This is a genomic window from Arthrobacter sp. 05L428 (assembly GCF_056397665.1).
On record NZ_JBFTNW010000004.1, the window covers coordinates 190,594 to 215,064 of the forward strand.

The following is a 24,471-nucleotide window of genomic DNA, read 5'->3' on the forward strand; positions in this document are numbered from 1 at the left end:
CTCGCGCCGCCCGGGCAATGCCAGCGCGAAATTTCAAGCACCCATTACGGAACGAAAGGGAGACCCATGTCCTCCACGCCCTCAACCAAACGAGTTGCCGTCATCGGCGGCGGTATCCTCGGCGTCTCCACCGCCGTCCACTTGCTCCGCGAAGGGGCCTCGGTGGTCCTGCTGAGCGAACACGGCCTGGCCAGCGAGGCCACCGGCCGCTCGCTGTCCTGGCTGAACTCCGCCGGAGAACGCTCCACCCCGTACCACCAACTCCGGGTCGCCGGCGTGGACCGCTACCGAACCCTCTTCGCTGCGGATCCGGACCGGGACTGGCTGCAGTTCGGCGGCGGCCTCATGTGGCACGCCGCGGGACAGCAGGCTGCCACCCTCGCCCGCCATGACTACGAGGAGTCCATCGGCTACAACTCCAAACTGCTGGCGCCCGAACAACTCCCTTCAGCCGTTCCCGGCGTCGACCCGGATGCCGTGCCCGAGAGTGCCATCTTCAACCCCGGCGAGGGGTGGGTCAGCCTGCCTGTACTGGTGGAGTTTCTGATGGAGGAGTTCCACGAGCTGGGCGGGGAACTGGTGCTCAACGCCGGCAAGGTCTCCGTCGCGGTCGACGCCGGGCGGGCCAGCGGCGTGCAGACGGCCGCTGGCGATACTTACGCAGCGGATGCCATCCTGGTGGCGTGCGGCGCCGCGACGCCCGCAGTCGTCGCGCCCCTGGGCGTTGACATCCCCAACGCTTCCCCGGTCTCCATGCTGGTTCTGACCAAGCCAGTGGATCACGGACTAAAGGCCGTGCTGAACACCCCGCGGGCGGCCGTGCGGCCAAATCCCGGAAACGCCCTGGCCTTGGACCACGACTGGTACGAAGAGCACATCAGCGAACATGCCGACGGTACCTTCAGCATTTCCGACGACGTGGTTCAAGAACTCGCCGATGAAGCGTCCAAGCTGATCGCCGGCCATCCTGAGCTCAAGCCGGCCTCGTGGAAGATCGGGTACAAGCCCATCCCGGGCGACGGCGAACCGGTTCTTGGGGAACTCGGCCAGGTGCCAGGTTGCTTCGTGGCCTTCACCCACTCGGGGGCGACGCTTGGCCTTATTGCCGGCGAACTCCTCGCGGGCGAGATCATGACCGGGAAGAAGCACCCCATGCTCGCCACCTTCCGGCCGGCCCGGTTCTCCTGACCGGTGGGCGGCTGTGCCGCCCGCTCGCAAACGCGACGACGACGGCGGGAAGCTCCCGCCGTCGTCGTCGTCGTTTAGTGCTGCGCTGTGTTCTTAGGCGGAGGCCGAGTCCAGATTGGCCGCGCCGTGGTCCAGGCTGAGCGTGAACGTGTTCGGGCCGCTGGCGTGGACCGCGATGTTGGACTTCGCGGTGTTGTGCCGGACCGAGAGATCGTGGACCAGGGCGTCCAGTTCGTGGTGCATCGTGGAGCGGTCCCAGAGCTTGTGGGTGACAGTGTTGGCAGTTTCAAACGTCATTGTTCAGTGCTTCCATTCATGAATCCGGGTGTCCGGCTGCCGCACCGATGCGGAGCCGCCGTAGGCCAAACCAGGAACGCCTGAGACCGTGGGCAGCTCTGCGAGCTCACCGGTTTGGCCTCATTGCGTCCACCAGGATGGTGCCCCTGATTCGATTCGGACGCGGAGCGTCGGAGCGAACCTCGGGGCTGCGCGGGCGGGGATTCGAGCCCCTGCCTGCCTTTTCATGATGCACAGCGCCGAGTGGCCGGCTCAAGCCAGAGGGCGATTATTGCGGGTGAGACTGGTCACAGCCGCAGGCGTCAGGTGCACGGTTGGCGTGGCGTTGAACAAATCTGATCGGACCCGGTGTCGCATGGGCGGACCACCGATTGCCGCGTGCAAGAATCACTGCGTGAATACCCCCGAACCAGCGATCGTCGACTGGCCTTCGCTGCTGTTCGCACTTCTTGTCGATGCGCTCCTGGTCTGGGCTCCGGCCGTAACGTTGTTCCTGCTCGCGCCCGGCCGCTGGATCCCGCTTGCTTTGGTCCTCATTGCCTCGTTGGCCGTCAATTGGGCGCTCTATGCCCGCGGGACTTCGCTGGGCAGCTACCTTGGCGGCTTCCGGCTTCGTACCCGCCATGGCCAGCCGCCGCGGTCGGCCTACGGGCTGATCCTCACAGCGCTGACCTTCCTGTCCATATTCGTGGTTGCCGCAGTCATCGCCGTCAGCTTCACGCCGAGTGGCAATGCGTCCAGCCCGCTGGGCAGGCCGGAAAGCCACCCCCTCCTCGGAGAACGAATCCGGCGCAGGCGCTTCCTGCAGGCCGCGGACGACTACTGGGAACGCTGGGCGGGTTGAATTCGGCGGCCCCAAAGACCATCGAGCAGGCGCATTACTTGCAGCGGGCGCTCGAAGGTGGCGAAGTGGCCGCAGCGCGGGATCGTCACCAGTTGGGCGTGCGGGACCACTTCGCCCAAACGGTGCAGATCGGACTCCGGGGTGAAGACATCCACGTCCCCGCGGGTCGCCAGCACCGGGCAGCGGATGCTGCGCCACCGGTTCAAGTCGTAGTGGGCCGCGGCCCGGGCGGCGGCGGAGAAGCTTGCCGGGCGGGCGTCATCGCCAAGCCCGCGCACAACCCCTGCGGGGATGGCTGCGGGAGCTGCGAAAAACGGGGACATCAGTGGCCGCATCACGGGAGCCCTGCCGGTCGCACGTACCAGCGCTGACCCGGCCGGGCCGAGGGCCGCCAGGGTGCGCATGAGCAGGAGCATGCCCACGAACGCCGGGAGCCTGACGAGGCCGCGCAGCGGGTTCCAGGCCGCCTCGGACACACCGAAGGTGGTAGCCGAAATGGCGGCGACGCTGACCGCCTGCTCGGGCCAGGCCGCGGCGATATGCAGCGCGAGGAAGCCTCCCATGGAGTGCCCCACCAGGTTCCACCGACGGTACCCGAGCGAGTCGAGGATCCCCGCGACAGCCCGGCCCTCGGCATCGATGCTGAAGTGTTCCATCCGGGCATTTTCGGTGGATCCACCCCAGCCCGGCAGGTCGATCAGCACCCGCGCCCGGTCCGGCACTCCGGCGAGCAAGGGCTGGAAGGTGGTCCAGGATCCCGCGGCGCCGTGAAGGTACACGTCCGCAGTAGCCGACGCCGGCCCTCGTTGCTTGAGGCCCGACTGGACATGCACAGTGCAGGGACCCAGTTCCGTCGGGAGGACATGCCGCCGCAGCATTGTTGCCTCGGCGGCAGTCGTTTCCTGCTTAACGCGCATGGGCCCCTCTGCTTTCGGTCTCCATGTTGATTCGGAGCCGAGCTGGTGCCGGACCGGACGCGCGGCGCCTATCGAACCGATCGAATGGGCGGCAGGCAACAGGCGCCGGGTGACCTCAGACGTCAATGGTGACGACGGCGCGTTCCCCTGTTGCATCCGCCCGCGCTCCGGTTTCCGAGCTGACGGCCCGGGAGACGCAGCAGCACATCTTCGCCGCGGCCTGCTGCTGGCGCTCGCTGTAGAACACGTCGCGGTGGTCGACGGTGCCCTGCAGGCCCAGCAGCCGCACTTCACAGAGTCCGCATTCGCCCTTGCGGCAATCGAACATCATGTCCACTCCCGCGCCCTCGAGGGCTTCCAGCATGGACTCGCCGGGACCGACGGTCGTCTCCACGCCCAGCCGGGGGACGCGGACGACGAACTCCTCCGGGTCGAACCACCCGCTGTTGCCGAAGGTCTCGTACCTCAGGTTCGGCACGCTCAGGCCGCGCGTGTCCCAGCCGCGTTTCACCGCGTCCATGAGCCGGATCGGTCCGCACATGTAGAGCTCCGTCTCCGGATCCACCCCGGCCAGCAACTCATCGACCTTCAGCGCCGTGCCCTCGTCATCCACGTGCACCCGCAGCGCGTCGCCGTGCAGCGCTTCCAGCTGGGGCAGGTAGGCCATGGCGGCGCGGCTGCGGCCGGCGTAGACCAGGGTGTAGTCCGCCTTGATGTTGCGCAGCACCCGCGCCATGTTGACCATCGCGGTGATCCCTATGCCCCCGGCCAGAAGCAGGTAGCGCGGGGCGCCCACCCGGAGCGGGAAGTTCTGCAGCGGCTGGGTGATCTCCAGTTGGTCCCCGACTTCCAGGCCCTGCATGAAGACCGAGCCGCCCCGGGACTGCGGCGCCCGGAAGACGCTGATGGCCACGCGCCGGCCATCCTCGCTGGAATCCACCACGGAGTAGGAGCGCTTGTGGCGTTCCCCGTTGATCGTGACCATGACGTCGATATGCGAGCCGGGCTCCGCCTTCTTCGGTAGAGACTGGGACAGGACCAGGCGCCGGGTTTCGGCGGTGACGGACTCCGCCTCGACGACGGTTCCGGTCTGCCAGACTTCGATGTTGCTTGCGGCCATGACTTTCTTCTAACTTCTCGCTGGGCTGGAGGGGTCCGGGCTGGACGGGTCTGGGGTCGGTCAGACGGTGGGAATGAGCCGGCCCTCGGCGGCGAGCTGGCGCTCGATCAGCCTGCGGACCCACATCCCGCCGGCGTCGATGTTGAGGTTGTAGAACTCGTAGTCCGGGTTCGCGTCGATCGCCTCCTGCTGCGCCTTGAGCATGGCCTCGTCCTCGCCGAAGACGCCGTGGACGCCGTTGCGAAGCTGGGTGGTGATCAGCTGGCTCTCCAGCCGGTAGTTGCGCATGAAAGCCCAGAAGTAGTGGCAGGTCTTGGCGGTTTCGGGGGAGATGGTGTTCATGACGAAGCCATTCACGCCCTGGCTGCGGTCGCCTTCCGGCGCCCCGGTGCCTGCCTTCGCGACGCCGACGTCGATGTTGATCGTCGACGGCGACTGGAAGGTGATGATCTGCCAGCGGTCCACCTTGCCCTCGAAGCCAGGGAACTTGTCGCGCATGTTCTTGAGCCAGAACGGCGGCGCGTCGATGTCGAGCATCCAGCGGGACACGGTGACGGTGTCGCCGTCCTGGGTCACCTTAAAATCGGACTCGCTCAGTTCGTCCTGCCCGATCGAGGACGAATGGACGAACTCCTCGTGGGTGAGGTCCATCAGGTTATCCAGCACCAATTGGAAGTTGCACGGGGCAAAGATGGTCTCGCCGTCGCCGGCCCATTCATCCGAGCTCATCTGGTGCATGTCCGGGACCAATGTGGGGTCGGCCTGGGTCGGATCGCCCAGCCAGACCCAGACATACCGGTACCTTTCGATTACCGGGAAGGACGGGACCGTGGCGCTGGGGTTGATGGTTTCCTGCGCCGGCATCGAGACACAGCGGCCGGCGGAGTTGTAAACGATGCCGTGATACGGGCACTGGATCTCATCCCCGGCAAGCGTCTTGCCCATGGAAAGCGGAGCCAGCCGGTGCCAGCATGCGTCCGCCAGCGCCACGGCCTTGCCGTCCTCCGTGCGGTACAGGGCGAGCGGGCGGTCCGCGATCCGCCGGGACATCGGCTTCCGGGTCACTTCATGGTCCCAGGCGGCTACATACCAGGCATTAAGCGGGTACCCCAGCACCTTGTTCGTTGTCGAACTAACGGACTGCATCATCGCGGTCATGTCATTCCTTCGCTATATCTATCTACATAGGTAGTGGTCTGCGTCACAGCATAACTATGTTCATAGGTAGTGACAAGGGCTGAATTTCCGACGGCGGGCGTGCCGGGGCATGCGAAAGGCCCGGAAGCCCTGCGGCTTCCTTCCGTTCTCCGGTCAGGATTCCAGTTTGTCGATCAGTTCCAAGCCGCGCCTGGCCCACTGGATTTCGGCGTTGGCGCGCTCGATCATGCCCTCGTAGGTGAAGATCTTGTAGCCGGCAATCTTGGCCCTATCGGCTTCAGGCGCCGCCTCCAGGCGGGTTGCCAGGATGGGATTGCTCCGGTCCTCCAGGGCGGCAATCATCTCCTGCCACTGCTGTGCGCGCGAGGAGTGGTAGGCGATGTGCGCCTGCATCTGCGCCCGCGCGGCAGCCGGCTCGGCCCACTCCAGGTATGCCGCCTTGAGGTGGATCGGGTCCCGCTCGCGGGTGTAGTCGAGGGTGGTGTTGATCCAGGCGCGGAAGGCCTCAACGCCCTCCGGGGTGATGTGGTAGCGCTTCTTCTTGCCCTTCTTCCCCCAGGCTTCCTCGACGCCGCGCAGCAGGCCGTCCTTTTCCATGCGGCGGAGCTCCGGGTAGATCTGCGAGTCCGGAGCGTGCCAGACGTAGCCGACGGATTGTTCGAACTGCTTGAACACGTCGTAGCCCGTCAGGGGCTGGGATGTCAGCAGGGCAAGCAGGGCGTAGCGCAGACTCACCTCGCCACCGGTCCTTTCAATCGGGCCCGCCGGCCGCATCGCGACATACGGGCCCTGCTTCATCAAAACTCTTGTCAACTAACTATGTTCATAGTTAGGCTGTGTCTCACGCCACATCTAGCTATCAGTATAGATAGTTGTCCGGCTACCGGGAGTTCGACGACGATCCCCGGCGGCGGGCTTTGGCACCGAAGGCGCACAACCGCCGTTCGGCACGCAACTTTATACCCGCCCGGACTGTCCGCGGCCTCCAGAAAGTAGTCTCATGCAACTCCAAGAACGCATCGACGCGTCCCGCATGTCCCTGTACCAATGGCTGATCGTCGGATTGTGCATCATCCTTAACGCCCTCGACGGCTTCGACGTTCTGGCCATGGCTTTCACGGCCAACAGCGTCACGCGCGAGTTCGGCCTCAGCGGGGCCGAGCTGGGCATCCTGCTGAGCTCCGGCCTGGTCGGCATGGCCATCGGGTCGCTGGGCCTTGCACCGTTCGCCGACGTCATCGGCCGCCGGCCCATGGTCCTGGTCTCCGTTGGCCTTGCCACCGCCGGCATGCTGCTCGCCTCACTTGCACATTCGGCAGTGGAGTTGGGGATCTGGCGCGTCGTCACGGGCCTGGGCATCGGCGGCATCCTGGCCTGCACCAACGTGATCGCCAGCGAATACTCCTCCAAACGTTGGCGCGGGCTGGCCATCAGCATCTACACGGCCGGCTACGGCATCGGCGCGACGCTGGGCGGCGCCGCCGCGGTCTCCCTCCAGGCAAACTTCGGCTGGCGCTCGGTCTTCGTGTTCGGCGGCATTTGCACCGGCGTCGTCCTGGTCCTGCTGGCGGTCCTGCTGCCTGAATCGGTGGACTTCCTGACCAGCCGTCGCCCGCGCAACGTCCTGGATCGCCTCAACAAGATTGCACGCAAGATCGGCCAGCCCGAACTGACCCAGATCCCCGCGCCCGCCGCAGTGGCGCAGCACAGGAACAAGCTTTCCGAACTCTTCACCGCCGGCAACCGCCGCTCCACCTGGCTCGTCTGGCTGGCCTTCTTTGCCACCATGTTCGGGTTCTACTTCGTGAACAGCTGGACGCCGCGACTGCTCGTCACCGCCGGCATGACCGAGAGTCAGGGCGTGATCGGCGGCCTCATGCTCACCCTGGGCGGCACCTTCGGTTCCCTGCTCTACGGCCTGCTCACCATCCGCTGGAACAGCCGCAAGGTGATGATCGCGTTTGCGGTCCTCTCGGCCGCCACCATGGTGATGTTCATCTCCACCGCCGGCATCCTCGCCCTGGCGTTCGTCGCGGGCGGCGTCGTCGGCATGCTGATCAACGGCTGCATCGCCGGCATGTACACCATCACCCCCGCCCTGTACGGCGCGTCCGTCCGGAGCACCGGCGTCGGCTGGGCGATCGGAATCGGCCGCGTCGGCGCCATCGTCGCCCCGCTCATCACCGGCGCCCTGCTGGACGCGCACTGGACAGCTTCCATGCTGTACATGGGCGTCGGCGCCGTGGTTCTCGTGGCGGGCGGCGCCGTAGCGGCGATGCGCCCGGCGCGGCAGGAGCCGGTTGCGCAGGACGACGTGGCGGAGGAAGTCCCGCTGTCCGTCTGACCGGAATTCGGCCGGCGCGGTTGCCGGCAGCCCACGCAAGCGGACGACGGCGGGAAGCTCCCGCCGTCGTCCGCCTGCGTTTTGAGGGTCTCCCGGGGCGGCGGGGCTGCCTCCAGCCCCCGGGAACACGGCGAACTACGCCGTTGTTATTAACAGCGGACCTAAAATGACTAAGAGATATACAGCACTGATAATCCCGGCCCGGATCAGCGAACCTGTCCGGGTGGAAACCATCGAAACCGACCAGCGAACCCTACAAGGGCTGGTGGGCGGAGACCTTGAAAGAGTCAGCCGCGGAAACTGGCACGTCTACCTCAACGCCGAAGGCGTGATTACCCAGCTCCCGGCGAACCTGCGCGCCGCCCAACTGATGAACGACTGCGGCCTGGACCTTGCCGGCGTCGCGCGGGGCACCGCCGTGATCCTCGGCCATGGTGGCCATGGCGAGGACGCCGACGTCCCTGAGCACCTGATCCGGCTCGCGGAAGAGTTCTTTGACACCCGGCTGATCGCCTGAGCAGGGACCGGCAGCGCGGCTGACGGTCGCGCCGTAACCACGGCCGCTCCGTCCAGCCCGCTAGTCTTCAGCTCATGGTGCCGGAAATCCCCCTCGCGTTCTGTGCAGTGCTCGGCGCACTTGCCGTGTTTCAGTTGCTGCTGATCGTCGGGCTGCCGCTCGGCCGGTTTGGCTGGGGCGGCCAACGCGCGGTGCTTCCGGCGCGGCTCCGCGTCGGAAGTGCCGTGTCGATCGTCGTTTACGCTGCCTTTGCGCTGGTTGCCCTGGACCGGGCGGAATTGATTTCGGTCCTGCCGGCGCCCTCCATTGCGGTGGTGGCAATGTGGGTGATCGCGGCCTATTTGCTGTTCAGCGTCCTGCCCAACCTTGCCTCAAAGAGCAAGGACGAACGGCGTGTCATGGTCCCGGTGTCCCTTGTGCTGGCCGGCCTGGCGTTCCTGGTAGCCCTGGGCTGAGCTGCGCGGGGCTGGGCCAGGGCGTCGGCCTTAGCCGGCCAGAAAGCTCTCGACAGCAGTGAACGCCTGGACTTGGGCCGACAAGGAAGCGCGCCAATCGTTCGGAATTTGCAGGGAGTGGTCGGCACCCGGGATTTCGACGAACGTGCCTGCAGTCTCGGATAAGCCGTCGATAACCCATAGCTTGTCTTTGGAGCCGCCGATCAGCAGATCACGTTTCCGAGTGCCGGTAAGCGTTCTCCGAATCACCTCATCCGTGAGGATAGGCGTAAGCCAAACACCCGGTACTTGAGCCTCTTCTGCCCAAGGAATAGCGAGGGTTCCAAATGATTTGGCCACGATGAGCCGTTCGGCGGCGCGCGGGGCCGCGGCGAACGCTTGTTCGACCGCCCGGGCGGCGAAGCCGCGGGGATCATCGCCGGGCTCGTCGTCCTCGGTCCAGCGGATTCCGTGAACTTGCCATCCGCGGTCCTTCAGCTGCTCCGCGGGCCAGAACAGCAGGGGAGATTCGACTTTGTAGCCCGCCCCCGGGACAAGCACGGCGACCTTGGGTTCACCTTGGGGATCGGACGCGCAGCCTGGCCAGAGGAAGGTCTCCATGTCGAAGATCCTAGGGTGTTTGATTCCTGGAGGCGGGTATTGCGCTTCCATGAGCCAGCACAGAGACGCCACCCGGCCATCGCCGGGTGGCGTCTCTGGATGGCCGCCCGCCTTCGGCAGGTCGCGGCGCGTGTTACCTCCGGCGGCTGGGGTCGCCGTCGTTGTTGGTGATCGACGCAACCGCGCCGGTCTGTTCGTCGAGCAGCACCTTGCCGGTGCGCTGCTTGTTGAAGTTGAACATGCCATTCACCGAGCCGGCGGTGGCGTCGGCGGAGGCGTCGCCGATCCGGCCGGTGTGCCAGTTGTCCTCGATGAAACGCAGGATCGAGGCCTGGTCAGTCTCGGTGTGGTCCACGAAGTTCTTTTTCGCAAAGGGGGAAATAACGACCAGCGGCTGGCGCGGGCCCGGGCCGCAGCGGTCGGCATAACCGCCGGCCATCGGGATGCCGCTGGCCGCGGCGCTCTGGCACCACGCGGCGTCGTCGGCACTGTTGGAAGAGTTCTTCACCTTGGCGGCGACGTGGTCGTACCAGCCGTCCGAGTCGTCGTAGGCGAGCACCACGGCCGTGTTCTCCCAGTTCTTGGACTTCTGGATCTGGTTGACGGTGTTGGTGATGAACTTCTGCTCGTCGACCGGGTCGGAGTAGGCGGCGTGGCCGTCCTGGTACATCCCCGCCTTCAGGAAGGAGACGGCCGGCATGTTGTCGGTATTGACCACCTTGTTGAAATCGGTGAGGTCGTACTGGTGGTTGGCCCTGCCGTTGTGGCCGATCTCTGCGTCCGACGCCGGCGCCACGTGGTGCGGGTTGGCGGTGGACGCGTAGTACTGGAACGGCTGGTGGTGGGGGGAGTAGTCAACGACGCTGGCGCCGGCGGCGTTCGTGTGGCTGGACAGGCACGACGCCGGGGTGGTTCCGGTCGCGGGCGTGGTCGGTGTGAAGCCGCCCTGGAACCAGCCCCAGGACGTGCCCTTTGCGCTGAGCAGGTCGCCGATGTTCTTGCCGTTCATGCCGGCCAGGTTGCCAGCCTTGGCGTGGCTGTTGTTCGAGCAATCGTCATAGACCGGGTCCGGGTCGTTGATGACCGTGCCAACGCCGTTCGCGTCTGGCTGGCGGACAGTGCTGCTGCCGCCCGCCGGCGTGGCCACGGGCTGCCCGGCAGCAGTGTATTCGGTGGCCCCGTGGGTCTGGCCGGAGACCAGGTTGAGCGCGCCCGGGGTGGAGGGCCCGAATACGGTGCTGAAGTGGTTGTCGCTCATAGCGTAGTTCTGGGCGTAGTTCCAGATGCCCGTGACGGTGTTTCCGTCGTAGTAGTCCATCGTCAACCCGGGGCGGCCGTACTGGTTGGTACCGCAGGAGTCCCGGCTGGTGTACTCAACGAATTTGTCCATCGCGCCGCCGTTGTAGGCCTTCTGCTCGGCGCCGTAGTTGTGGTCCTGGTCGCAGGTGACGGCCTGCATGGGCGAAAGCCGGGCCGGCTGCGCGGCGTTCGGGTTGTCCGGAGCCAGCAGGCCCGCGGTGGCGAGCGTGTTGATCTTCTTCGGCGTGTTCTTGGCCGCGGTGAACGCAGCCGCCTTGGTGCCGGTGCCCTGCTGGGTTTCACCGGGAATGTTGGCGGCCTTCGGATAGGTGGCGAAGTAGTGGTCGAACGAGACGTTTTCCTGGAAGATCACCACCACATGCTTGATCGGCGTTGCGGTTCCTTCGTGTTTTTCGCCGGCGGATGCCGGGCCCACGCCAACGCCGATCAGGCCGGCGGCCAGCGCCGATGCCGCCAGAGCGGTGGCGCTCGTGGCGGCAACGAAGCGTTTACGGGTGAAGCGGTTAGGGGAGAAGTGCTGCAAGGGGGTATCCAATCGTTTCTTTTCCAAGGCGTTGGGCGCGCTACTTGGCGGGGGCGACGGTGGCTTCGTAGGTGAGGATCTCGGTGCCGTTGCCTTCGTCACCGTTGTCCGGGGCCAGCTTCAAGGTGAGGTGGTTCCCGTCGGCGGTCATTTTGAACGGGTTGCGGGTTGCCACGTGCCCGGCGGTGGACCACTGCTGGAACGGGACGTCGCGGGTCACGCTGCGGGACTTGAGATCGATCATGGCCATCCCGCCGAGTTCGTAGGTGCCGCCGGGGCCGCCAGCTCCGGGGGCCTGCGGGAGGTTGGTGATGCCGCCACAAAGCATCTTCGAGGTCGGCACGTACTGGCAGTCCTGGTAGTCGATGAAGTAGTTCGGGTTCTGCCAGGTGGAGAGCTGCCTGCCGCGCAGGTCCCATTCGGCGAAGCGCCGCGATCCCCAGGTGTTGCCCACGAGGTGGCCGGTCTGCTTGTCCATGACGATGCCGCCGAAGTGGTCTTTCACCTCGAACTGCTTGTGCACGTCGAGGGTTTTTGCGTCCACCCGGTAGATGATGGCGCCGCTGCTGGGCCGGTACTGGGCAACAGGGACCCAGACGTTGGCGCCGTCGAAGTCGATGCCGCCGGGGTGGTACATGTCGCCCTCGCCCAGGATGATGTCCTTCTGCAGATTCCCGGCCTTGTCCATGACGAACAGGTGGCCGACGCCCTTGCCCGCCGTGCGGTCGAATCCTCCCTGCGGGGACGGGAACTTTGTGGTCGGCTCGATGATCTGCACGGCCGAGAGGAAGATGTGCTCCTGGCTGAAAGCGATTCCTTCCGTGTGGTACGTCGGAAACTTCAGCTTCAGCTTGCCGGTCTGCTGCCAGTTCGTGCTGCGGTCGACGCCGTTAAAGGCCTCGGCCAGCGCGCTGTCCGTTTCGCGGTGGCTGCCGGAACCGGCGCTGTTTGCGTTGGGCCGATCGTTGGTGCCGGCGGCCTGGGCTGCCGCCGTGCCGCCGATTGCGGACGCCGCCAGGACGAAGGCTGCGGCGGCCGTGAGGATGCCTCGGGTTCGAGTCGCGCTCATGGGGGAGCCTCTCAATGGATGGTTCTCAACAGGACCACCCCAAGTTACTTATCGGTAATGAACCCTTGATGGAGGGCTGGTAAACAGCCGGCTTCCCCCATGGCGGCCGCTTTGCCGGCAAACGGTCGAGGATGGAGGCACTCTTCTGCGCCGTGTTGTCCACGCGAGCGGACTGAGCGCGCCTAGAATTGGCCAGATGATGCCAGAACCAATCCGCGCCGCGAACGGGAAGAATTCCCTCCGCATCAGCGACGGCATCATCGAGTCCGTCTGGGCCCCCGGCTCGTTTGTCGACGTCGGTGACGCCCGGGATGCCATGCGGGCCACCGAGTTGATCAGCCAGGGCCGGCAGATGCCGATGCTCTCCGTCATGACTGACGTGGAAATCAGCGCCGCCGCCCGGTACGAGTTCGCCAAGTCTGTCGACGTTCTCGCCATTGCGGTCCTTGGCTCCAGCGCTGTCGACCGCGTCGTGGCCGCTGCCACGAGCCGGGACACAAAATACCCTCACGAATTCTTCACCTCTCGGCCCGACGCCGTCGCGTGGCTGAGCGGCTTTATCGAGAGCCCGGCAGAACTTGGGACGGACGACCTGGAAGCCTCGGTTCCCAGGCCCGCCTCGCACTAGCAGCCGACCGCCCTCGCCGCTGCCTCGATTTCGCACACCCGCGCCAAATAGCCCGGAACTGCTACGCTCCACGTATCGGGCCGGACCTGCGGCTACGGGTTGAGGAACGGCCAGCAACAACTTCAGTTGTGAGCGAGGGAATCAGCATGACGGTTGCCGAAATCCAAGTGGACCAGCGCGTGATCGGGATCGACTCTCGGCGCTTCGCCTCGGTGGAGAAAGCGCTCGTGGAGCTGATTACCAACAGTGACGACAGCTACGCGCGGCTCGAAAAGGCCGGCACCCACGTCAGTGGCCGGATCCATGTCCGGTACGAGCGGCACCTCACCGGGGCCGTGCTGATGGTCAGCGACCAGGCGGAAGGGATGTCCTTCGATCAGGCCGGCCGGATCCTCAGCTACGGCGGCGCGCACAGCCCGCTCGCGCGCGGCGAGGGTGATGGCCGCGGCTACTTCGGCCGCGGCCTCAAGCAAGCGATCTTCGGCCTGGGCCACGGTTGGATCGAGACCATCCAGGGCGGCCGCTTCACCCGGATCGACGTCTTCCGTGGCGAGAACGGCGGCTACCTCTACGACGACGGCGGCGAGGACCGCCGCGCGTTCCCGGCCGACTACGCCCGGCTGGGGATCGACGAAGCACCGGCTGCCAGCGGCACCCGGGTGAGCATCGTCGTCGACAATCCCCGCGTCCGGATCACCCAGTACAGCACCCTGCTGCAGTCCCTGTCCGACAACTTCTACCTGCGTGCGGTGCTGGGCCGGCGCAGCGTGGAGCTGGAGCACGGCCAGCCCGGATCGGGCGAGCACAGAAGCGAGCCGGTAAGGTTCCAGGAGCCGCCGGCGGACCTGCTGCTCGGCCCGGAGCAGGGCGGAAGCGTCAGCTTTGAAGGCCGGGCGTATCCGTTCACCCTGACGTTGAAACGTGCCACAGGGACCGAGCTGACACTCAAGGGAGACGAGCGCACCAACGGCCTCGTCGTTCTGTCCGGGATGGCCGCACTGGATTGCCAGCTGTTCGCGTTCGAAAACCAGGTGGGCACCGAATACCTCTTCGGCGTCGTATCCTGTGACGCGCTGACCGGGATGCTGGGCCGCGGCCGGGCGATCATCAGCGACGAACGCGAGGGACTGAACCCCCGGGACCCCTTTGTGGCGGCGTTTTCCGAGGCGGTCAGCCGGATGATCGCCGGCGCCGTGCAGGCCGAGAAGGAAAAGCTCACGCATCTTGAGCGCGCCACCACCTCCGGGCGCACCGCCGAAATGATCGAGCACCTGCTGCAGCACATGAACGAGGCCGCCGTCGTCGACCTGGGGCTGGAAACCTCCCCGGCGCCCGGTGGCGGCTTCCCTGCGGGGGAGCGGCCCGCGGCGTTGCGCTTCACCACCCCCTTCTACTACCGTCCGCCGGGGCATCCGTTCCGTGTTTCCCTGCTGCTGGATCCGGCCCGGTTGCCCGACGGAATGCTCACGTTCGAGGTGGACCTGCCCGGCACGCTGCGGATCGAACCGGAACCTGTCCCGATCGCCGTCGGCGCGCTGGGGGAGGCGCGGCGGCTCGAATGGACCGTGACGGGGGAGCGGCCGGACGAACGGGGCCAGGTGACCGTCCGGGCCGGCGACTACTGGGCGTTGTGCGAAATCGTCATCGCCGAACACGCCTCGCACCGCAGTGCCGACCAGCCCCCGCATCATGCGGTGCCCGCCGATGCGCCGGTGCAGCCGGCGGCGCACCCGGAGGCCCGCCGCCCGAGCCGGGACCACGGCGTCGACCTCTTCACCGGCTACGAGTTTCGCAGCCTGCACAACAGTGCCGACCGTGCCGTCTACAGCGTGGACGAACGGAAGGTCATCATCAATACCGCTGCGCCCACGGTCCAGCTGTACGTTGACGGCCGCGGACGCTTCCGCGATTCGGCGCGCCTTTTGTTGGCCGAACTCTTCCTGGACGTGATCGCGGACGAGCTAGCCCGGCGCCGCGTGGAGCAGCACGGCCACGCCGGAGACCTCGAAGCTTTCAGGAGAGCCAAGCGGGACATCATCGGCCGCTACGGCAGCGACATCCACCGGACGTTCCTGGGGTGAGGCGCACGGCCACCCATTGACACTCCTTTGGCGCGGGCCTATTCTACAACCAAATGGTTGTAGATCAGTTGAGTGACGAAGCAGTCGACCGCTTGTTCCAGGCGTTCGCCGACTCGACCCGCCGCGACATCGTGCGCCGCGTGACGGTGGGGGAGTACTCCGTTTCCGGGCTCGCCGCGCTCTACGCCATGAGTTTCGCCGCCGTACAGAAGCATGTGGCGGTGCTGGAACGCGCTTCCCTGGTGACCAAGGAGAAGCGCGGAAGGGAGCAGATTGTGCGGGCCAACCACGCGGGCTTGTACAAGGCCCGCAGTCTGCTCGATGAGTACGAGGTCATTTGGCGGCAGCGGACCGAACGGATCGCCGACTTGCTGGGCCAAGCGGATCCACAAGCCAACGAGAAGTCAGCAGGCAAGGCAGAAACCAGCGGAGCAGAAGCATAGGAAGGGTTCGACATGACAGTCATCAGTTCAGTCAAGAATCTTGAGGCCCTGAGCCTCAGCGTCGTCGCGGAGTTCGACGCCGGCGTCGAGCGCGTCTGGCAGATCTGGGCGGATCCGCGCCAGCTCGAGCGCTGGTGGGGGCCGCCCACCTGGCCGGCCACCTTCGAGAAGCACGACTTTGTCCCCGGCGGCGAGGCGAGCTACTACATGACGGGACCGGACGGGGAGAAAGCCCGCGGCTGGTGGCGCTTTGTCGCCATCGATGCCCCTCGCGGCCTGGAGTTCGACGACGGCTTCTCGGACGACAATGGCGAGCCGGTGGCCGAGATGGGCACGATCCATGGCGTCGTGACGCTGGAGCCGACCGGCGACCGCACCCGGATGACCGTGCTGTCCACGTTCGAGACGGAGGAGCAGATGGAGAAGATCGTCGCCATGGGCATGGAGGAGGGCATGAAGGGCGCCCTCGGCCAGGTGGACGCGATCCTCGCCGAGCACGCCAACGCCTGAGCGACGGGCGAACGCGCCACAGCGCTAAACGGGAGGACGACGGCGGAACTCAGCCCGCCGTCGTCCTCTGGCTTTGACCTAGTTGTTCAAGGCCGCGTACAGGTTCAGGCTGGCCGAGAACACCAGCCACGAAACGTAGGGCAGCATCAGCACCCCGGCCGTCGTGCTGATCGGCCCGAAGTGCAGCACGGCCACGGTCGCGAACGCGGCGTGGGCGGCGATCACAAGCAGCGCCAGCCACAGGGCCGCGGTGCCCATCACCGGATAAAGGCCGAAGAACATCAGCGGCCACAAAAGGTTCAGCAGCAGCAGCCCGCCGTAGACTCTGAGCGCCTCGCGGCGCGGGAAGAGCCGTTGCCGCCACACCAGCCAAGCCGCCACGGCCATGGCCGCGTAAAGTACCAGCCACGCCGAGCCGAACATCCACCCCGGCGGGGTCCACGGCGCCGTGTCCGCGGCCGCGTACCAGTCGCTGTTCATCCTGATCGGCAGCGAACCGATTAGCGATACGGCCAAGGAAGCCGCCAGAAAACCGATGAGGGTCGCAATCTGCTGCCGCGGCGGGCGGGTGCCGGGGGCACGGGTGCCCGGGGCGCTTTGTTCAACGTTCAAGAGCACTGACCCACTGTGGACAACCGTGCGCCCTCCCGTCAAACTACGACGGCGGGACCTTGCGCAGTCGTCACCGTCATCTACGTCTGGAAGGACATCATGGGCAACGAAGCTTCATGGCAGGAAACCATCACTCCGGGCCGTTTTGCCGGCAGGACCGTTATCGTCACGGGCGCCGGCTCCGGCATCGGCCTGGCCACCGCGCTGCGCGTCGCGAAGGAGGGCGGCAAGGTCATCGCGGCGGACATCAGCAAGGAACGTCTGGATGACCTCGTGACCCGGAACGCGGGTCTGGATCTTGTGCCGGTGGCCGGCGACATCTCCACCGAGGAAACGGTCGCCGCCGTCGTGGCCGCCGCGGGCGGCCGCGTGGACGCGCTCGCGAACGTCGCAGGCATCATGGACAACTTCGCCCCGATCCACGAGGTGGACGACGCCGTCTGGGAGCGGGTCTTCCGGATCAACGTCACCGCCCTGATGCGCCTGACCCGCGCCGTTGTGCCGCTGATGCTCGAGGCCGGCACCGGCTCCGTGGTCAATGTGACTTCCGAGGCCGGGCTGCGGGGGTCCGCCGCCGGCGCCGCCTATACCGCGTCCAAGCACGCCGTCGTCGGCCTGACCAAGAACTCCACGGTGATGTACGGGCCGAAGGGGCTGCGCTTCAACGCGGTGGCGCCCGGGGCAACGATCACCAACATCGTCGCCGACTGGGGCTCCCAGCTGGCCGCCGAGCGGCTGGGCCCGCTGATGGGCGCCAACATCCCGACCCCGGCCACAGCGGCGCAGCTGGCGGCCTCGATCACCTTCCTGCTCAGCGACGACGGCACCAACGTCAACGGTGCCATCCTTGCGTCCGACGGCGGCTGGTCCGCGCTGTAGGACGCCCAACTGACTGGCAGTAGTTGTCGTTTTGAGGGCTCATAACGACAACTACTGCCAGCTAGTTGGGTGGGCGGGGCCCGGGATTCGCCCTCAGCCCGAAGTTCGCGAAATGATGTGGGCATGGAGCATACCGACCAGCAGCCCTGGGTGAAGAACTACCAGCCGGGCGTCCCGGCCGAGATCGAATTGCCCACGGAGTCGCTCGTCGCGATGCTGGAGCGGTCCGTGGCCGAGGCCGGAACCGCCCCCGCGCTGGAATTCTTCGGCCGCCGGACCAGCTACTCGGAGCTCGGCGAGCAGGTGGACCGGGCCGCCGAGGGGCTTCGCCGACTTGGTGTCCGGGCCGGCGACCGGGTCGCGCTGATCCTGCCGAACTGCCCGCAGCACGTCGTCGCCTTTTACGCGGTGCTGCGCCTGGGCGCCGTCGTCGTCGAACATAACCCGCTGTACACCTCCCGCGAACTGCGGCACCAGTTCGAGGACCACCAGGCCCGCGTCGTGATCGCCTGGGACAAGGCCGCCGCCGCCATCCGCGAGTTCCCCGCAGACATCGAAATCGACCACGTGGTCTCGGTCAACCTGCTTGAGGCGTTCCCTGCGGCCAAGCGCCTGGCCTTGGCCCTGCCGGTCAAGAAGCTGCGCGAAACGCGGGCCTCGCTGACCGCCCCAGCGCCGGGAACCACGCCGTGGAAGCAACTCCTGGGCCACGGCAGAATCGACCCCGCGCACCCGCGTCCCTCGGTGAACGACCTCGCCGCGATCCAGTACACCTCGGGCACCACCGGGCGGCCCAAGGGTGCGATGCTCACCCACTTCAACCTGTACTCCAACGCCCTGCAGGGGGAAGCCTGGATGGCCGGCGCGGAGTACCGCAAGGAAGTGTTCTACGCGATCCTGCCGATGTTCCACGCCTTCGGCATGACGCTGTATCTGACCTACGGCATCCGCAAGCAGGGCCTGCTGGTCCTGTTCCCCAAGTTCGACCCGGACCTGGTGCTGGACGCGATGAAGAAGTCGCCCGCCACCGTGTACTGCGCGGTCCCGCCGATCTACGAGCGCACCGCGATGGCCGCGAAGGAGAAGGGCGTCTCGCTGCGCTCCTGCAAGTACTGCATCTCCGGCGCCATGAACTTGCCGGACCATGTCGTGGAGCTCTGGGAATCTGTCTCCGGCGGCCTGCTCGTGGAGGGCTACGGCATGACGGAGTCCTCTCCGGTGGCGCTCGGCAACCCCTTCCACCCCACCCGCCGCACCGGGACCATCGGCGTGCCGTTCCCGTCGACCCTGATGAAGGTTGTCGACGTCGACGACCCGACCGTGGAGGTCCCGCAGGGCCAGCCTGGCGAGCTGCTGATCAAGGGGCCACAGGTCTTCCAGGGCTACTGGAACAACCCCGAGGAAACCGCGAAAACCCTCACCGCCGACGGCTGGCTGCGCACCGGCGACGTCGTGACCGTGGACCCGGACGGCTTCACCACCGTGGTGGACCGGGCCAAGGAACTCATCATCACCGGCGGTTTCAACGTGTCGCCCACCGAGGTGGAAGCGGTGCTGCGCCTGCACCCGGATGTCAGGGACGCCGCCGTCGTGGGCAAGCCGCTGGAGCGCGGCGGAGAAATGGTGGTGGCCGCCGTCGAACTTGAACCGGGCACCGCACTGGACGAAGACGCCCTCCGCGCCCACTGCCGCGAGCACCTCGCCGGCTACAAGGTCCCGCGCCGGATCGTCCCGGTGCCGGATCTTCCCCGCTCCATGCTCGGCAAAATCCTCCGCAAGCAGGTCCGCGAACAAGTCCTGCCGGGACTGTAGCCATGGGAGCCTCCGCAGCGATCGACTTCACCTCCGACGTGCCCCGTCCCGGTGACCTCAACGTGTCCTGGATCCACGGCTCGGAGTCGGCGAAACACAACACGGACCCCGACATCCAGGTGCACGCCTATGACGCGCACACCTTCGTGCTGCGCCAGAACATGGCGGTCAATTACGAGGCGCCGTTCATGTTCCTGCTGTTCGGCAATGCCCGGGCCGTGCTGATCGACACCGGCGCCACGGCCTCCGCGGAGTTCTTCCCGCTGCGCCGCGTCGTCGACCGACTGATCGACACCTGGCTGGCCGCGCACCCCCGTGAGGGCTATGGGCTGCTGGTCCTGCACACCCATCCGCACGGTGACCATGTTGCGGGCGATGCCCAGTTCGCGGGCCGACCGGGCACCCTTGCGGTGGATGCTGAGCAGCGCAGCGCGTGGGAGTTCTTCGGATTTGAGGACGACGATGGCGGTCCCGCCGGCGGTCCCGCAGGCGACGCCGACCGGCGGGCCCGGGTGGAACTGGGCGGCCGGGTCCTGGAGTGCTGGCCCAGCCCGGGACACCACAGCGCCGCCGTCACGTTCTACGACCCGTACACCGGCATCCTGCTCACCGGAGACACCGTTTACCCCGGGCGCCTCTACATCCACGACTGGCCGGCGTTTGTGGACACGATCGACCGGCTGATCCGATTCTGCGCCGCGCACCCCGTCAGCCATGTCATCGGCTGCCACATCGAAATGTCGCGGGAACCCGGCGTCGACTACCCGATCTACACCACCCACCAGCCGGACGAACCGCCGCTGCAGATGTCGGTGGACCAGCTGCAGGAGCTCGGCCGGGCGATCGACGTCGTCGGCGGGCGTCCCGGCCGCCATGTCTTCCCCGGCTTCGTGCTCTGCCTGAACAACTGAAAAGCCCCCGAGATGGCACTTCGCGGCAATGTTTGGGCGCAACACCGCCGCGAACTGTCATCTCGCTGTGCGCGGCGAGGGGCCAAGGGGCCTGTTGTCAGCGCCCCCGCAGGGACGCGGCAGCGGGTACCCCGGGCGGGAATTCGGGCAGCGCCCCGGCGGGCGTGTGGAAGATCCACAGCGAGAGCGCACGGTGGACGGCCCAGTCGTCGTCGGCTGCCCGCAGGGAGGCGACCTGGGATCCGTCCGGTTGCTCCGTGAGCCTGACGACCCGCAGCGGGACCGGGTCCGCCTCCGGCAGCCGGAGCATGATCACGCCGGACGCTGGAAGTGTTCCGTGCGGGAAACGGACGGCCGCGCCACCCACTGAAATGTCCAGCAGTTCACCCCAGGTGCCCGCTGCCTCCACCGGCGCCGCGACTTCCACGCGATAGGCGTTGCGGCGGGAGGTGGCGAATTCGACGGCCCGGATCCGCCGTGTGCCCAGAACCAGAACAGCGCCGGCCAGCACCAGCCAGGCGCCCGACGCCACCGTGGAACCTGCCGTGGTGCGCCAGGGAACCAGTCCGGCCAGCCCGGCCGCAGCGTAGAGAATGACTGCGGTGATCAGGACAACCATCACGATTAGGATGCGTGGCGTGCGGCCGCGGAGCCGTGAATCCGCGGCTCCCTTAGGCGTGACCTGGAACTCGAGGACGTTGCGGGACATAAGCCACCAGAAACATGCCAGGCCCACCGGTACGCGGAAGATCCGCAAAGCGAAGGCTGTGGGCCAGTGGATTTCGTTCCGCATGAGTTGCTTCGAACCCCAAAGCCGCACTGTGAACATGACCAGGAAGACCCCGAGGAACAAAAGGGGCCCGGCGGTGGAGGTCTGCGCCCCGGAAACCATGATCAGGACCGGAATCAGGAAGGCCACAAGCGTTGCGATGCCCTCCAGCCACCACAGCGTGCCGTTGAGGTACTCGTGGTAATTCCGCCACGACATCCAGCCCTTTGCAGCCCACAATTTCTCGTGCACGAGGATCTGCATCGCCCCCATGCCCCAGCGCCGGCGCTGCAGCAGGTACTGGTCCGGCGTAGCCGGTGCAAGCCCGACGGCGAGGGTCTGGTGGTGGTAGACGGTCCGCCAGCCGCGCCGGATGAGTTTCAGCGTGGTGTGCATGTCCTCGGTGATGGTTTCGGTGGCGACGCCGCCCACCTCTTCCAGCGCACTCACACGCAACAACGACGTCGACCCGCACCAGAACGGTCCTGCGCCGGGGACGTTACGGGAGGCCATGAGGACGTTGAAGAAAGTGCCCTGCTCGCCGGTGATGCCATCGTCGTCGAACGCGCCGCCGTTGTAGAACGACTGCGGACCCTGGATCAGGGCGACCTCTGGGTCCTCGAACCAGCCCAGGGTAGCGGTGAGGAAAGTCGGAAGCGGAACATGATCGCAGTCGAGCACCGCAATGATGTCGATACCGGGGCTGCCCGCGGCACGGTCTGCGGCCATCAGGCCCAGGGCGTGGTTCATGTTGCCGGCCTTGGCCTGGTCGTGGACCTCGCGGCGGACATACCGGGCGCCGTAGGCCGCGCACATTTCCTCCACCCAGGGTCGGTCACCGTCGTCGAGAACCCACGTTTCGTGCGCCGGGGCAAGCTCACAGGCCGCCGCCACCGTGGGCGTTAGGACTTCGATGGGCTCGTTGTACGTGGGGATCAGGACTGCCACCCGCATGCCGTTGGGGGCTTCGGCCACAGGGGCCGGCGGGTGGCTGTCGATGTTCCACACGGACCACGCCTTCAGGATCAGGCCGGCCAGCGGCAGGGCCTCGAAGGTCAACAGAATCCAGGCGATGGTCAGGTTCCACTCGCCAGACGGCAGCGTGAACAGCAGGCGCCAGGCCAGGTACAGGACCAGGGCGGCGATGGCGGCGATGCCGCCCACGTGGGCCAGCCGACGGGACCTGGGCGCCTCCGGCCCGGGGGGTCCCAGCCGGGCGGCCCAGCCGGCAATACCCGCTCGGGTCAGCGACGTGGCGTCGAGTGGCGCAGGGCGGGATGGCGGTGCCGCACTGGTGTTGGCGGCGGGTGGTTCTTCAGACGGCGCGCTTTCGGAGCGCAGCCGCAGGGCCTCACGGGGCACCTGATCTCCCTCAGCTAGATCGGCTGCTAAAAATCTGATCATAGCTGCGGGGCGGCGCACCCGGCCGAGGGTGCCGTATTTCCTTGCAGAAAACTGCGGCTGTGCCGCGGGGCGGGGCCGTTTTTGCGGGGTGCCCGCGCGGTTGCGAGCCTAGTGGACTGCGATGGTCTCCGCTTCCTCGGGCTCGACAAAGCTGCACGCGCCCGGGTGGCGGACCGGCAGGGTGCAGGTGCGCCCGGTGGGCAGATGGACGTTGGCGCAGCGGCCGGCCATGGCCACGTCTTCCCGGACATGGGTGACGTGCGTGCTGCTCAGCTCGTGGGGCGAAGCGCCGCCGCTGGAGGGCAGGGGGCTGTCGGACGGATTGTGCTCTTGGCTGTTCACGGCTGAGACTCCTTTGGATCTGCTGTGCAGGAAGGGTTCTGTGCTAATCCGAAGTCACCAGCCTCGCACGGGCGGATTAACGCCGCGTTACCGGGGGGTTAGGTTCCCGTCTCATCGCTGCCGCACCTTTTGCCGCCGCCTTGATTTGCGCATACTTGAACCCAGATTTGGGATTCCGGCAGCCGGGAAGGACGGTGGCTCATGAGCGGCGGGGGAGGCTCGGCGTTCCGGCGCCGGGTGGAACGGGCGGCCGAGTTGCGCTCCATCCGGGCCAGCGGCAGCACGGTCCAGGAGAACGACGAGTTGAGCGCCGCCGAGGAGGAACTCAGGCAAAAACGCGCAAAGGTAGACGACGCGGCCAAGGCCGAATACCTGATCCGCGACGCCATGGCGCAGGGGAAGTTCGACAACCTGCAGTACGCGGGCAAACCCATCCCGGGCCTCGGCGAAGTCTACGACCCGGACTGGTGGGTGAAGGGCTTGCTCCAGCGCGAGAACCTCACCGGCCTGGGCCCGACGGCGATCCTGCTCCGCACGGAGGACGCCGGACTCGACGCTCGCCTGGATGCCCAGTTCACGGAGAAACAGGTGCGCGATATCCTGGCCGACTTCAACGCCCGCGTGGTCGACGCCCGCCGGCAGCTCCAAGGCGGCCCGCCGGTCATCACCAAGACCCGCGACGTCGACGCCGAGGTGGCCCGCTGGCGCGAACGCCGGGCGGCCCGGGCCGCCGTCGTGGCCCCGGCCGAGCCGGAACCGCAACGGCCTTGGTGGCGCCGGCTCTGGAAGCGCGGCTAGAACGCTGTGGTCCCGAGCGTCCAACCAGCGTAGCCTGCGATTAGAAGAACCCATCGCGCAATTGCGCGTCGGCACGAAGCGGGCGATGCCCATGAAAGAGTTCGGAACCGAGGGCAGCCAAAGCCCGCGGCCGGCGGATTCGGCCGAACCGGGGCAGCCGCCACCTGCCCGGTTGCGCCTGGGCTCCGCCCTGGCGTTTGCCGGCTTCGCGGTCTCCGTGGTTGCCGGGCTGTTTCATGCCGATTCCGCCAGCGCGAACGACCACCCGGCGACCTTCGCCGAGTACGCCCGAAGCGGCATCTGGACCGCGGTCCACCTGGGTCAGTTCGCCGGTATGGCGCTTCTGGTCGCCGGATTGCTGGTCCTGCTGATGATGCTGAAGGCGCCGGAGGGGCCGATTGCCTGGGCGGCGCGGTTCGGTGCTGTTGCGGCCGTGACCGCGCTGGCGCTGTACGCCGCGCTGCAGGCCGTCGACGGGGTGGCCCTCAAGCAGGCCGTGGACGCCTGGGCTGCCGCGGCGGAACCGGAGAAGGCAGCCCGCTTTGCGACCGCCGAGGGTGTCCGGTGGCTGGAGTGGGGCATGCGGAGCTACCAGAGCTATGTGCTGGGCGCCGCGCTGGTCCTGACCGGCGCCGTGGTTGTCGGCGCGGGCGGGGCCGCCCGACTGGCCGGATATCCGATGACGGTCTCCGGGCTGGCCTACCTTGCTCAGGGCTGGATCATCGGCTCCGAGGGATTCTCGGCGGCAAACACCATTCCCACGCTGGCAGGAATAGCCCTCATCCTGGTGTGGTCCGTGTGGCTGCTGGTCGTTGCCTGGCCGAAGCGGGCACCGTCCCTCGGCCGCACGCCACGGTGAACCCGGCCGTTCAGGCTGCGCGAAGTGGCAGTTCACGGCAGTGTCCAGGCCGAACACTGCCGTGAACTGTC

General features: G+C 66.8%; 25 protein-coding genes. 14 read left to right on the forward strand and 11 right to left on the reverse strand.

From position 1 onward, the window contains the following. The first annotated feature begins 66 nt into the window (after nt 1-66). A complete protein-coding gene (locus AC1DH3_RS10720) occupies nt 67-1,188 on the forward strand; it encodes an NAD(P)/FAD-dependent oxidoreductase (RefSeq protein WP_476909284.1) in 1,122 nt (373 codons plus the stop codon). A 93-nt stretch (nt 1,189-1,281) separates the two neighbouring features. Here the strand turns inward: AC1DH3_RS10720 and AC1DH3_RS10725 are convergent, their stop codons facing one another. Continuing rightward, nucleotides 1,282-1,485, reverse strand: coding sequence for a hypothetical protein (locus AC1DH3_RS10725; protein ID WP_476891969.1), 204 nt, complete (start codon nt 1,483-1,485; stop codon nt 1,282-1,284). 394 nt (nt 1,486-1,879) lie between these two features. Here AC1DH3_RS10725 and AC1DH3_RS10730 point away from each other — a divergent pair, with 394 nt between their 5' ends. Next, the gene (locus AC1DH3_RS10730) at nt 1,880-2,329 is read left to right on the forward strand and encodes an RDD family protein (protein ID WP_476909285.1); all 450 of its coding nucleotides are present in this window, start codon (nt 1,880-1,882) and stop codon (nt 2,327-2,329) included. Here AC1DH3_RS10730 and AC1DH3_RS10735 read toward each other — a convergent pair. The 4 genes from AC1DH3_RS10735 to AC1DH3_RS10750 form a co-directional block, all read right to left on the reverse strand. After that, nucleotides 2,305-3,246: an alpha/beta fold hydrolase gene (locus AC1DH3_RS10735; protein WP_476909286.1), complete on the reverse strand. Its 942-nt coding sequence runs from the start codon at nt 3,244-3,246 to the stop codon at nt 2,305-2,307. The genes AC1DH3_RS10730 and AC1DH3_RS10735 overlap by 25 nt on opposite strands. A gap of 115 nt (nt 3,247-3,361) precedes the next feature. After that, the gene (locus AC1DH3_RS10740) at nt 3,362-4,366 is read right to left on the reverse strand and encodes a PDR/VanB family oxidoreductase (protein WP_476909287.1); all 1,005 of its coding nucleotides are present in this window, start codon (nt 4,364-4,366) and stop codon (nt 3,362-3,364) included. Between the two features lie 60 nt (nt 4,367-4,426). After that, nucleotides 4,427-5,524, reverse strand: a complete 1,098-nt coding sequence (locus AC1DH3_RS10745) for an aromatic ring-hydroxylating oxygenase subunit alpha (protein ID WP_476891972.1) — start codon at nt 5,522-5,524, stop codon at nt 4,427-4,429. Nucleotides 5,525-5,677: 153 nt separating this feature from the next. Beyond that, nucleotides 5,678-6,259 (reverse strand): PadR family transcriptional regulator, encoded by a 582-nt coding sequence (locus AC1DH3_RS10750; RefSeq protein ID WP_476909288.1) that lies wholly within the window; start codon nt 6,257-6,259, stop codon nt 5,678-5,680. Nucleotides 6,260-6,524: 265 nt separating this feature from the next. On the opposite strand from AC1DH3_RS10750, the gene AC1DH3_RS10755 reads away from it, so the two are divergent. From AC1DH3_RS10755 to AC1DH3_RS10765, 3 genes are all read left to right on the forward strand, one after another. Beyond that, nucleotides 6,525-7,868 carry an MFS transporter gene (locus tag AC1DH3_RS10755; RefSeq protein WP_476909289.1) on the forward strand — a complete coding sequence of 448 codons (1,344 nt, stop codon included), beginning with the start codon at nt 6,525-6,527 and terminating at the stop codon, nt 7,866-7,868. Between the two features lie 166 nt (nt 7,869-8,034). Further along, a complete protein-coding gene (locus tag AC1DH3_RS10760; protein WP_441416721.1) occupies nt 8,035-8,385 on the forward strand; it encodes a DUF3846 domain-containing protein in 351 nt (116 codons plus the stop codon). Nucleotides 8,386-8,459: 74 nt separating this feature from the next. Beyond that, a complete protein-coding gene (locus AC1DH3_RS10765; protein WP_476909290.1) occupies nt 8,460-8,840 on the forward strand; it encodes a hypothetical protein in 381 nt (126 codons plus the stop codon). A 30-nt stretch (nt 8,841-8,870) separates the two neighbouring features. Here the strand turns inward: AC1DH3_RS10765 and AC1DH3_RS10770 are convergent, their stop codons facing one another. The 3 genes from AC1DH3_RS10770 to AC1DH3_RS10780 form a co-directional block, all read right to left on the reverse strand. After that, nucleotides 8,871-9,440, reverse strand: a complete 570-nt coding sequence (locus tag AC1DH3_RS10770) for a hypothetical protein (protein WP_476909291.1) — start codon at nt 9,438-9,440, stop codon at nt 8,871-8,873. Between the two features lie 133 nt (nt 9,441-9,573). Continuing rightward, entirely contained in the window at nt 9,574-11,295 is a 1,722-nt protein-coding gene (locus tag AC1DH3_RS10775) for a phospholipase C (RefSeq protein WP_476909292.1), read from the reverse strand. A gap of 28 nt (nt 11,296-11,323) precedes the next feature. Next, on the reverse strand, nt 11,324-12,352 hold the full coding sequence (locus AC1DH3_RS10780; RefSeq protein WP_476909293.1) for a DUF6454 family protein: 1,029 nt from the start codon (nt 12,350-12,352) through the stop codon (nt 11,324-11,326). A gap of 196 nt (nt 12,353-12,548) precedes the next feature. Here AC1DH3_RS10780 and AC1DH3_RS10785 point away from each other — a divergent pair, with 196 nt between their 5' ends. The 4 genes from AC1DH3_RS10785 (at nt 12,549) to AC1DH3_RS10800 (ending at nt 16,014) form a co-directional block, all read left to right on the forward strand. Beyond that, nucleotides 12,549-12,980 carry a DUF7793 family protein gene (locus AC1DH3_RS10785; protein WP_441416726.1) on the forward strand — a complete coding sequence of 144 codons (432 nt, stop codon included), beginning with the start codon at nt 12,549-12,551 and terminating at the stop codon, nt 12,978-12,980. A gap of 146 nt (nt 12,981-13,126) precedes the next feature. Further along, nucleotides 13,127-15,061: an ATP-binding protein gene (locus AC1DH3_RS10790; RefSeq protein ID WP_476909294.1), complete on the forward strand. Its 1,935-nt coding sequence runs from the start codon at nt 13,127-13,129 to the stop codon at nt 15,059-15,061. Between the two features lie 53 nt (nt 15,062-15,114). Next, entirely contained in the window at nt 15,115-15,504 is a 390-nt protein-coding gene (locus AC1DH3_RS10795; RefSeq protein WP_476909295.1) for an ArsR/SmtB family transcription factor, read from the forward strand. A 12-nt stretch (nt 15,505-15,516) separates the two neighbouring features. Then, complete coding sequence (locus AC1DH3_RS10800; protein ID WP_441416729.1) at nt 15,517-16,014, forward strand: SRPBCC family protein; 498 nt, start codon at nt 15,517-15,519, stop codon at nt 16,012-16,014. A 78-nt stretch (nt 16,015-16,092) separates the two neighbouring features. Here AC1DH3_RS10800 and AC1DH3_RS10805 read toward each other — a convergent pair whose 3' ends face one another. Then, a complete protein-coding gene (locus tag AC1DH3_RS10805) occupies nt 16,093-16,632 on the reverse strand; it encodes a TspO/MBR family protein (RefSeq protein ID WP_476909296.1) in 540 nt (179 codons plus the stop codon). A 93-nt stretch (nt 16,633-16,725) separates the two neighbouring features. Between AC1DH3_RS10805 and AC1DH3_RS10810 the strand changes: the two genes are divergently transcribed. The 3 genes from AC1DH3_RS10810 (at nt 16,726) to AC1DH3_RS10820 (ending at nt 20,228) form a co-directional block, all read left to right on the forward strand. Continuing rightward, entirely contained in the window at nt 16,726-17,505 is a 780-nt protein-coding gene (locus AC1DH3_RS10810) for an SDR family NAD(P)-dependent oxidoreductase (protein WP_441416731.1), read from the forward strand. Nucleotides 17,506-17,628: 123 nt separating this feature from the next. Further along, nucleotides 17,629-19,317 (forward strand): long-chain-fatty-acid--CoA ligase, encoded by a 1,689-nt coding sequence (locus tag AC1DH3_RS10815; protein ID WP_476909297.1) that lies wholly within the window; start codon nt 17,629-17,631, stop codon nt 19,315-19,317. Nucleotides 19,318-19,319: 2 nt separating this feature from the next. Continuing rightward, complete coding sequence (locus tag AC1DH3_RS10820; protein ID WP_476909298.1) at nt 19,320-20,228, forward strand: MBL fold metallo-hydrolase; 909 nt, start codon at nt 19,320-19,322, stop codon at nt 20,226-20,228. A 97-nt stretch (nt 20,229-20,325) separates the two neighbouring features. Here the strand turns inward: AC1DH3_RS10820 and AC1DH3_RS10825 are convergent, their stop codons facing one another. Next, entirely contained in the window at nt 20,326-22,359 is a 2,034-nt protein-coding gene (locus AC1DH3_RS10825; RefSeq protein ID WP_476909299.1) for a glycosyltransferase family 2 protein, read from the reverse strand. 150 nt (nt 22,360-22,509) lie between these two features. Then, nucleotides 22,510-22,743, reverse strand: coding sequence for a hypothetical protein (locus AC1DH3_RS10830; RefSeq protein WP_476909300.1), 234 nt, complete (start codon nt 22,741-22,743; stop codon nt 22,510-22,512). A 201-nt stretch (nt 22,744-22,944) separates the two neighbouring features. Here AC1DH3_RS10830 and AC1DH3_RS10835 point away from each other — a divergent pair, with 201 nt between their 5' ends. Then, the gene (locus AC1DH3_RS10835) at nt 22,945-23,541 is read left to right on the forward strand and encodes a DnaJ family domain-containing protein (RefSeq protein ID WP_476909301.1); all 597 of its coding nucleotides are present in this window, start codon (nt 22,945-22,947) and stop codon (nt 23,539-23,541) included. A 91-nt stretch (nt 23,542-23,632) separates the two neighbouring features. After that, entirely contained in the window at nt 23,633-24,400 is a 768-nt protein-coding gene (locus AC1DH3_RS10840) for a hypothetical protein (protein WP_476909302.1), read from the forward strand. Nucleotides 24,401-24,471 lie beyond the last annotated feature (71 nt).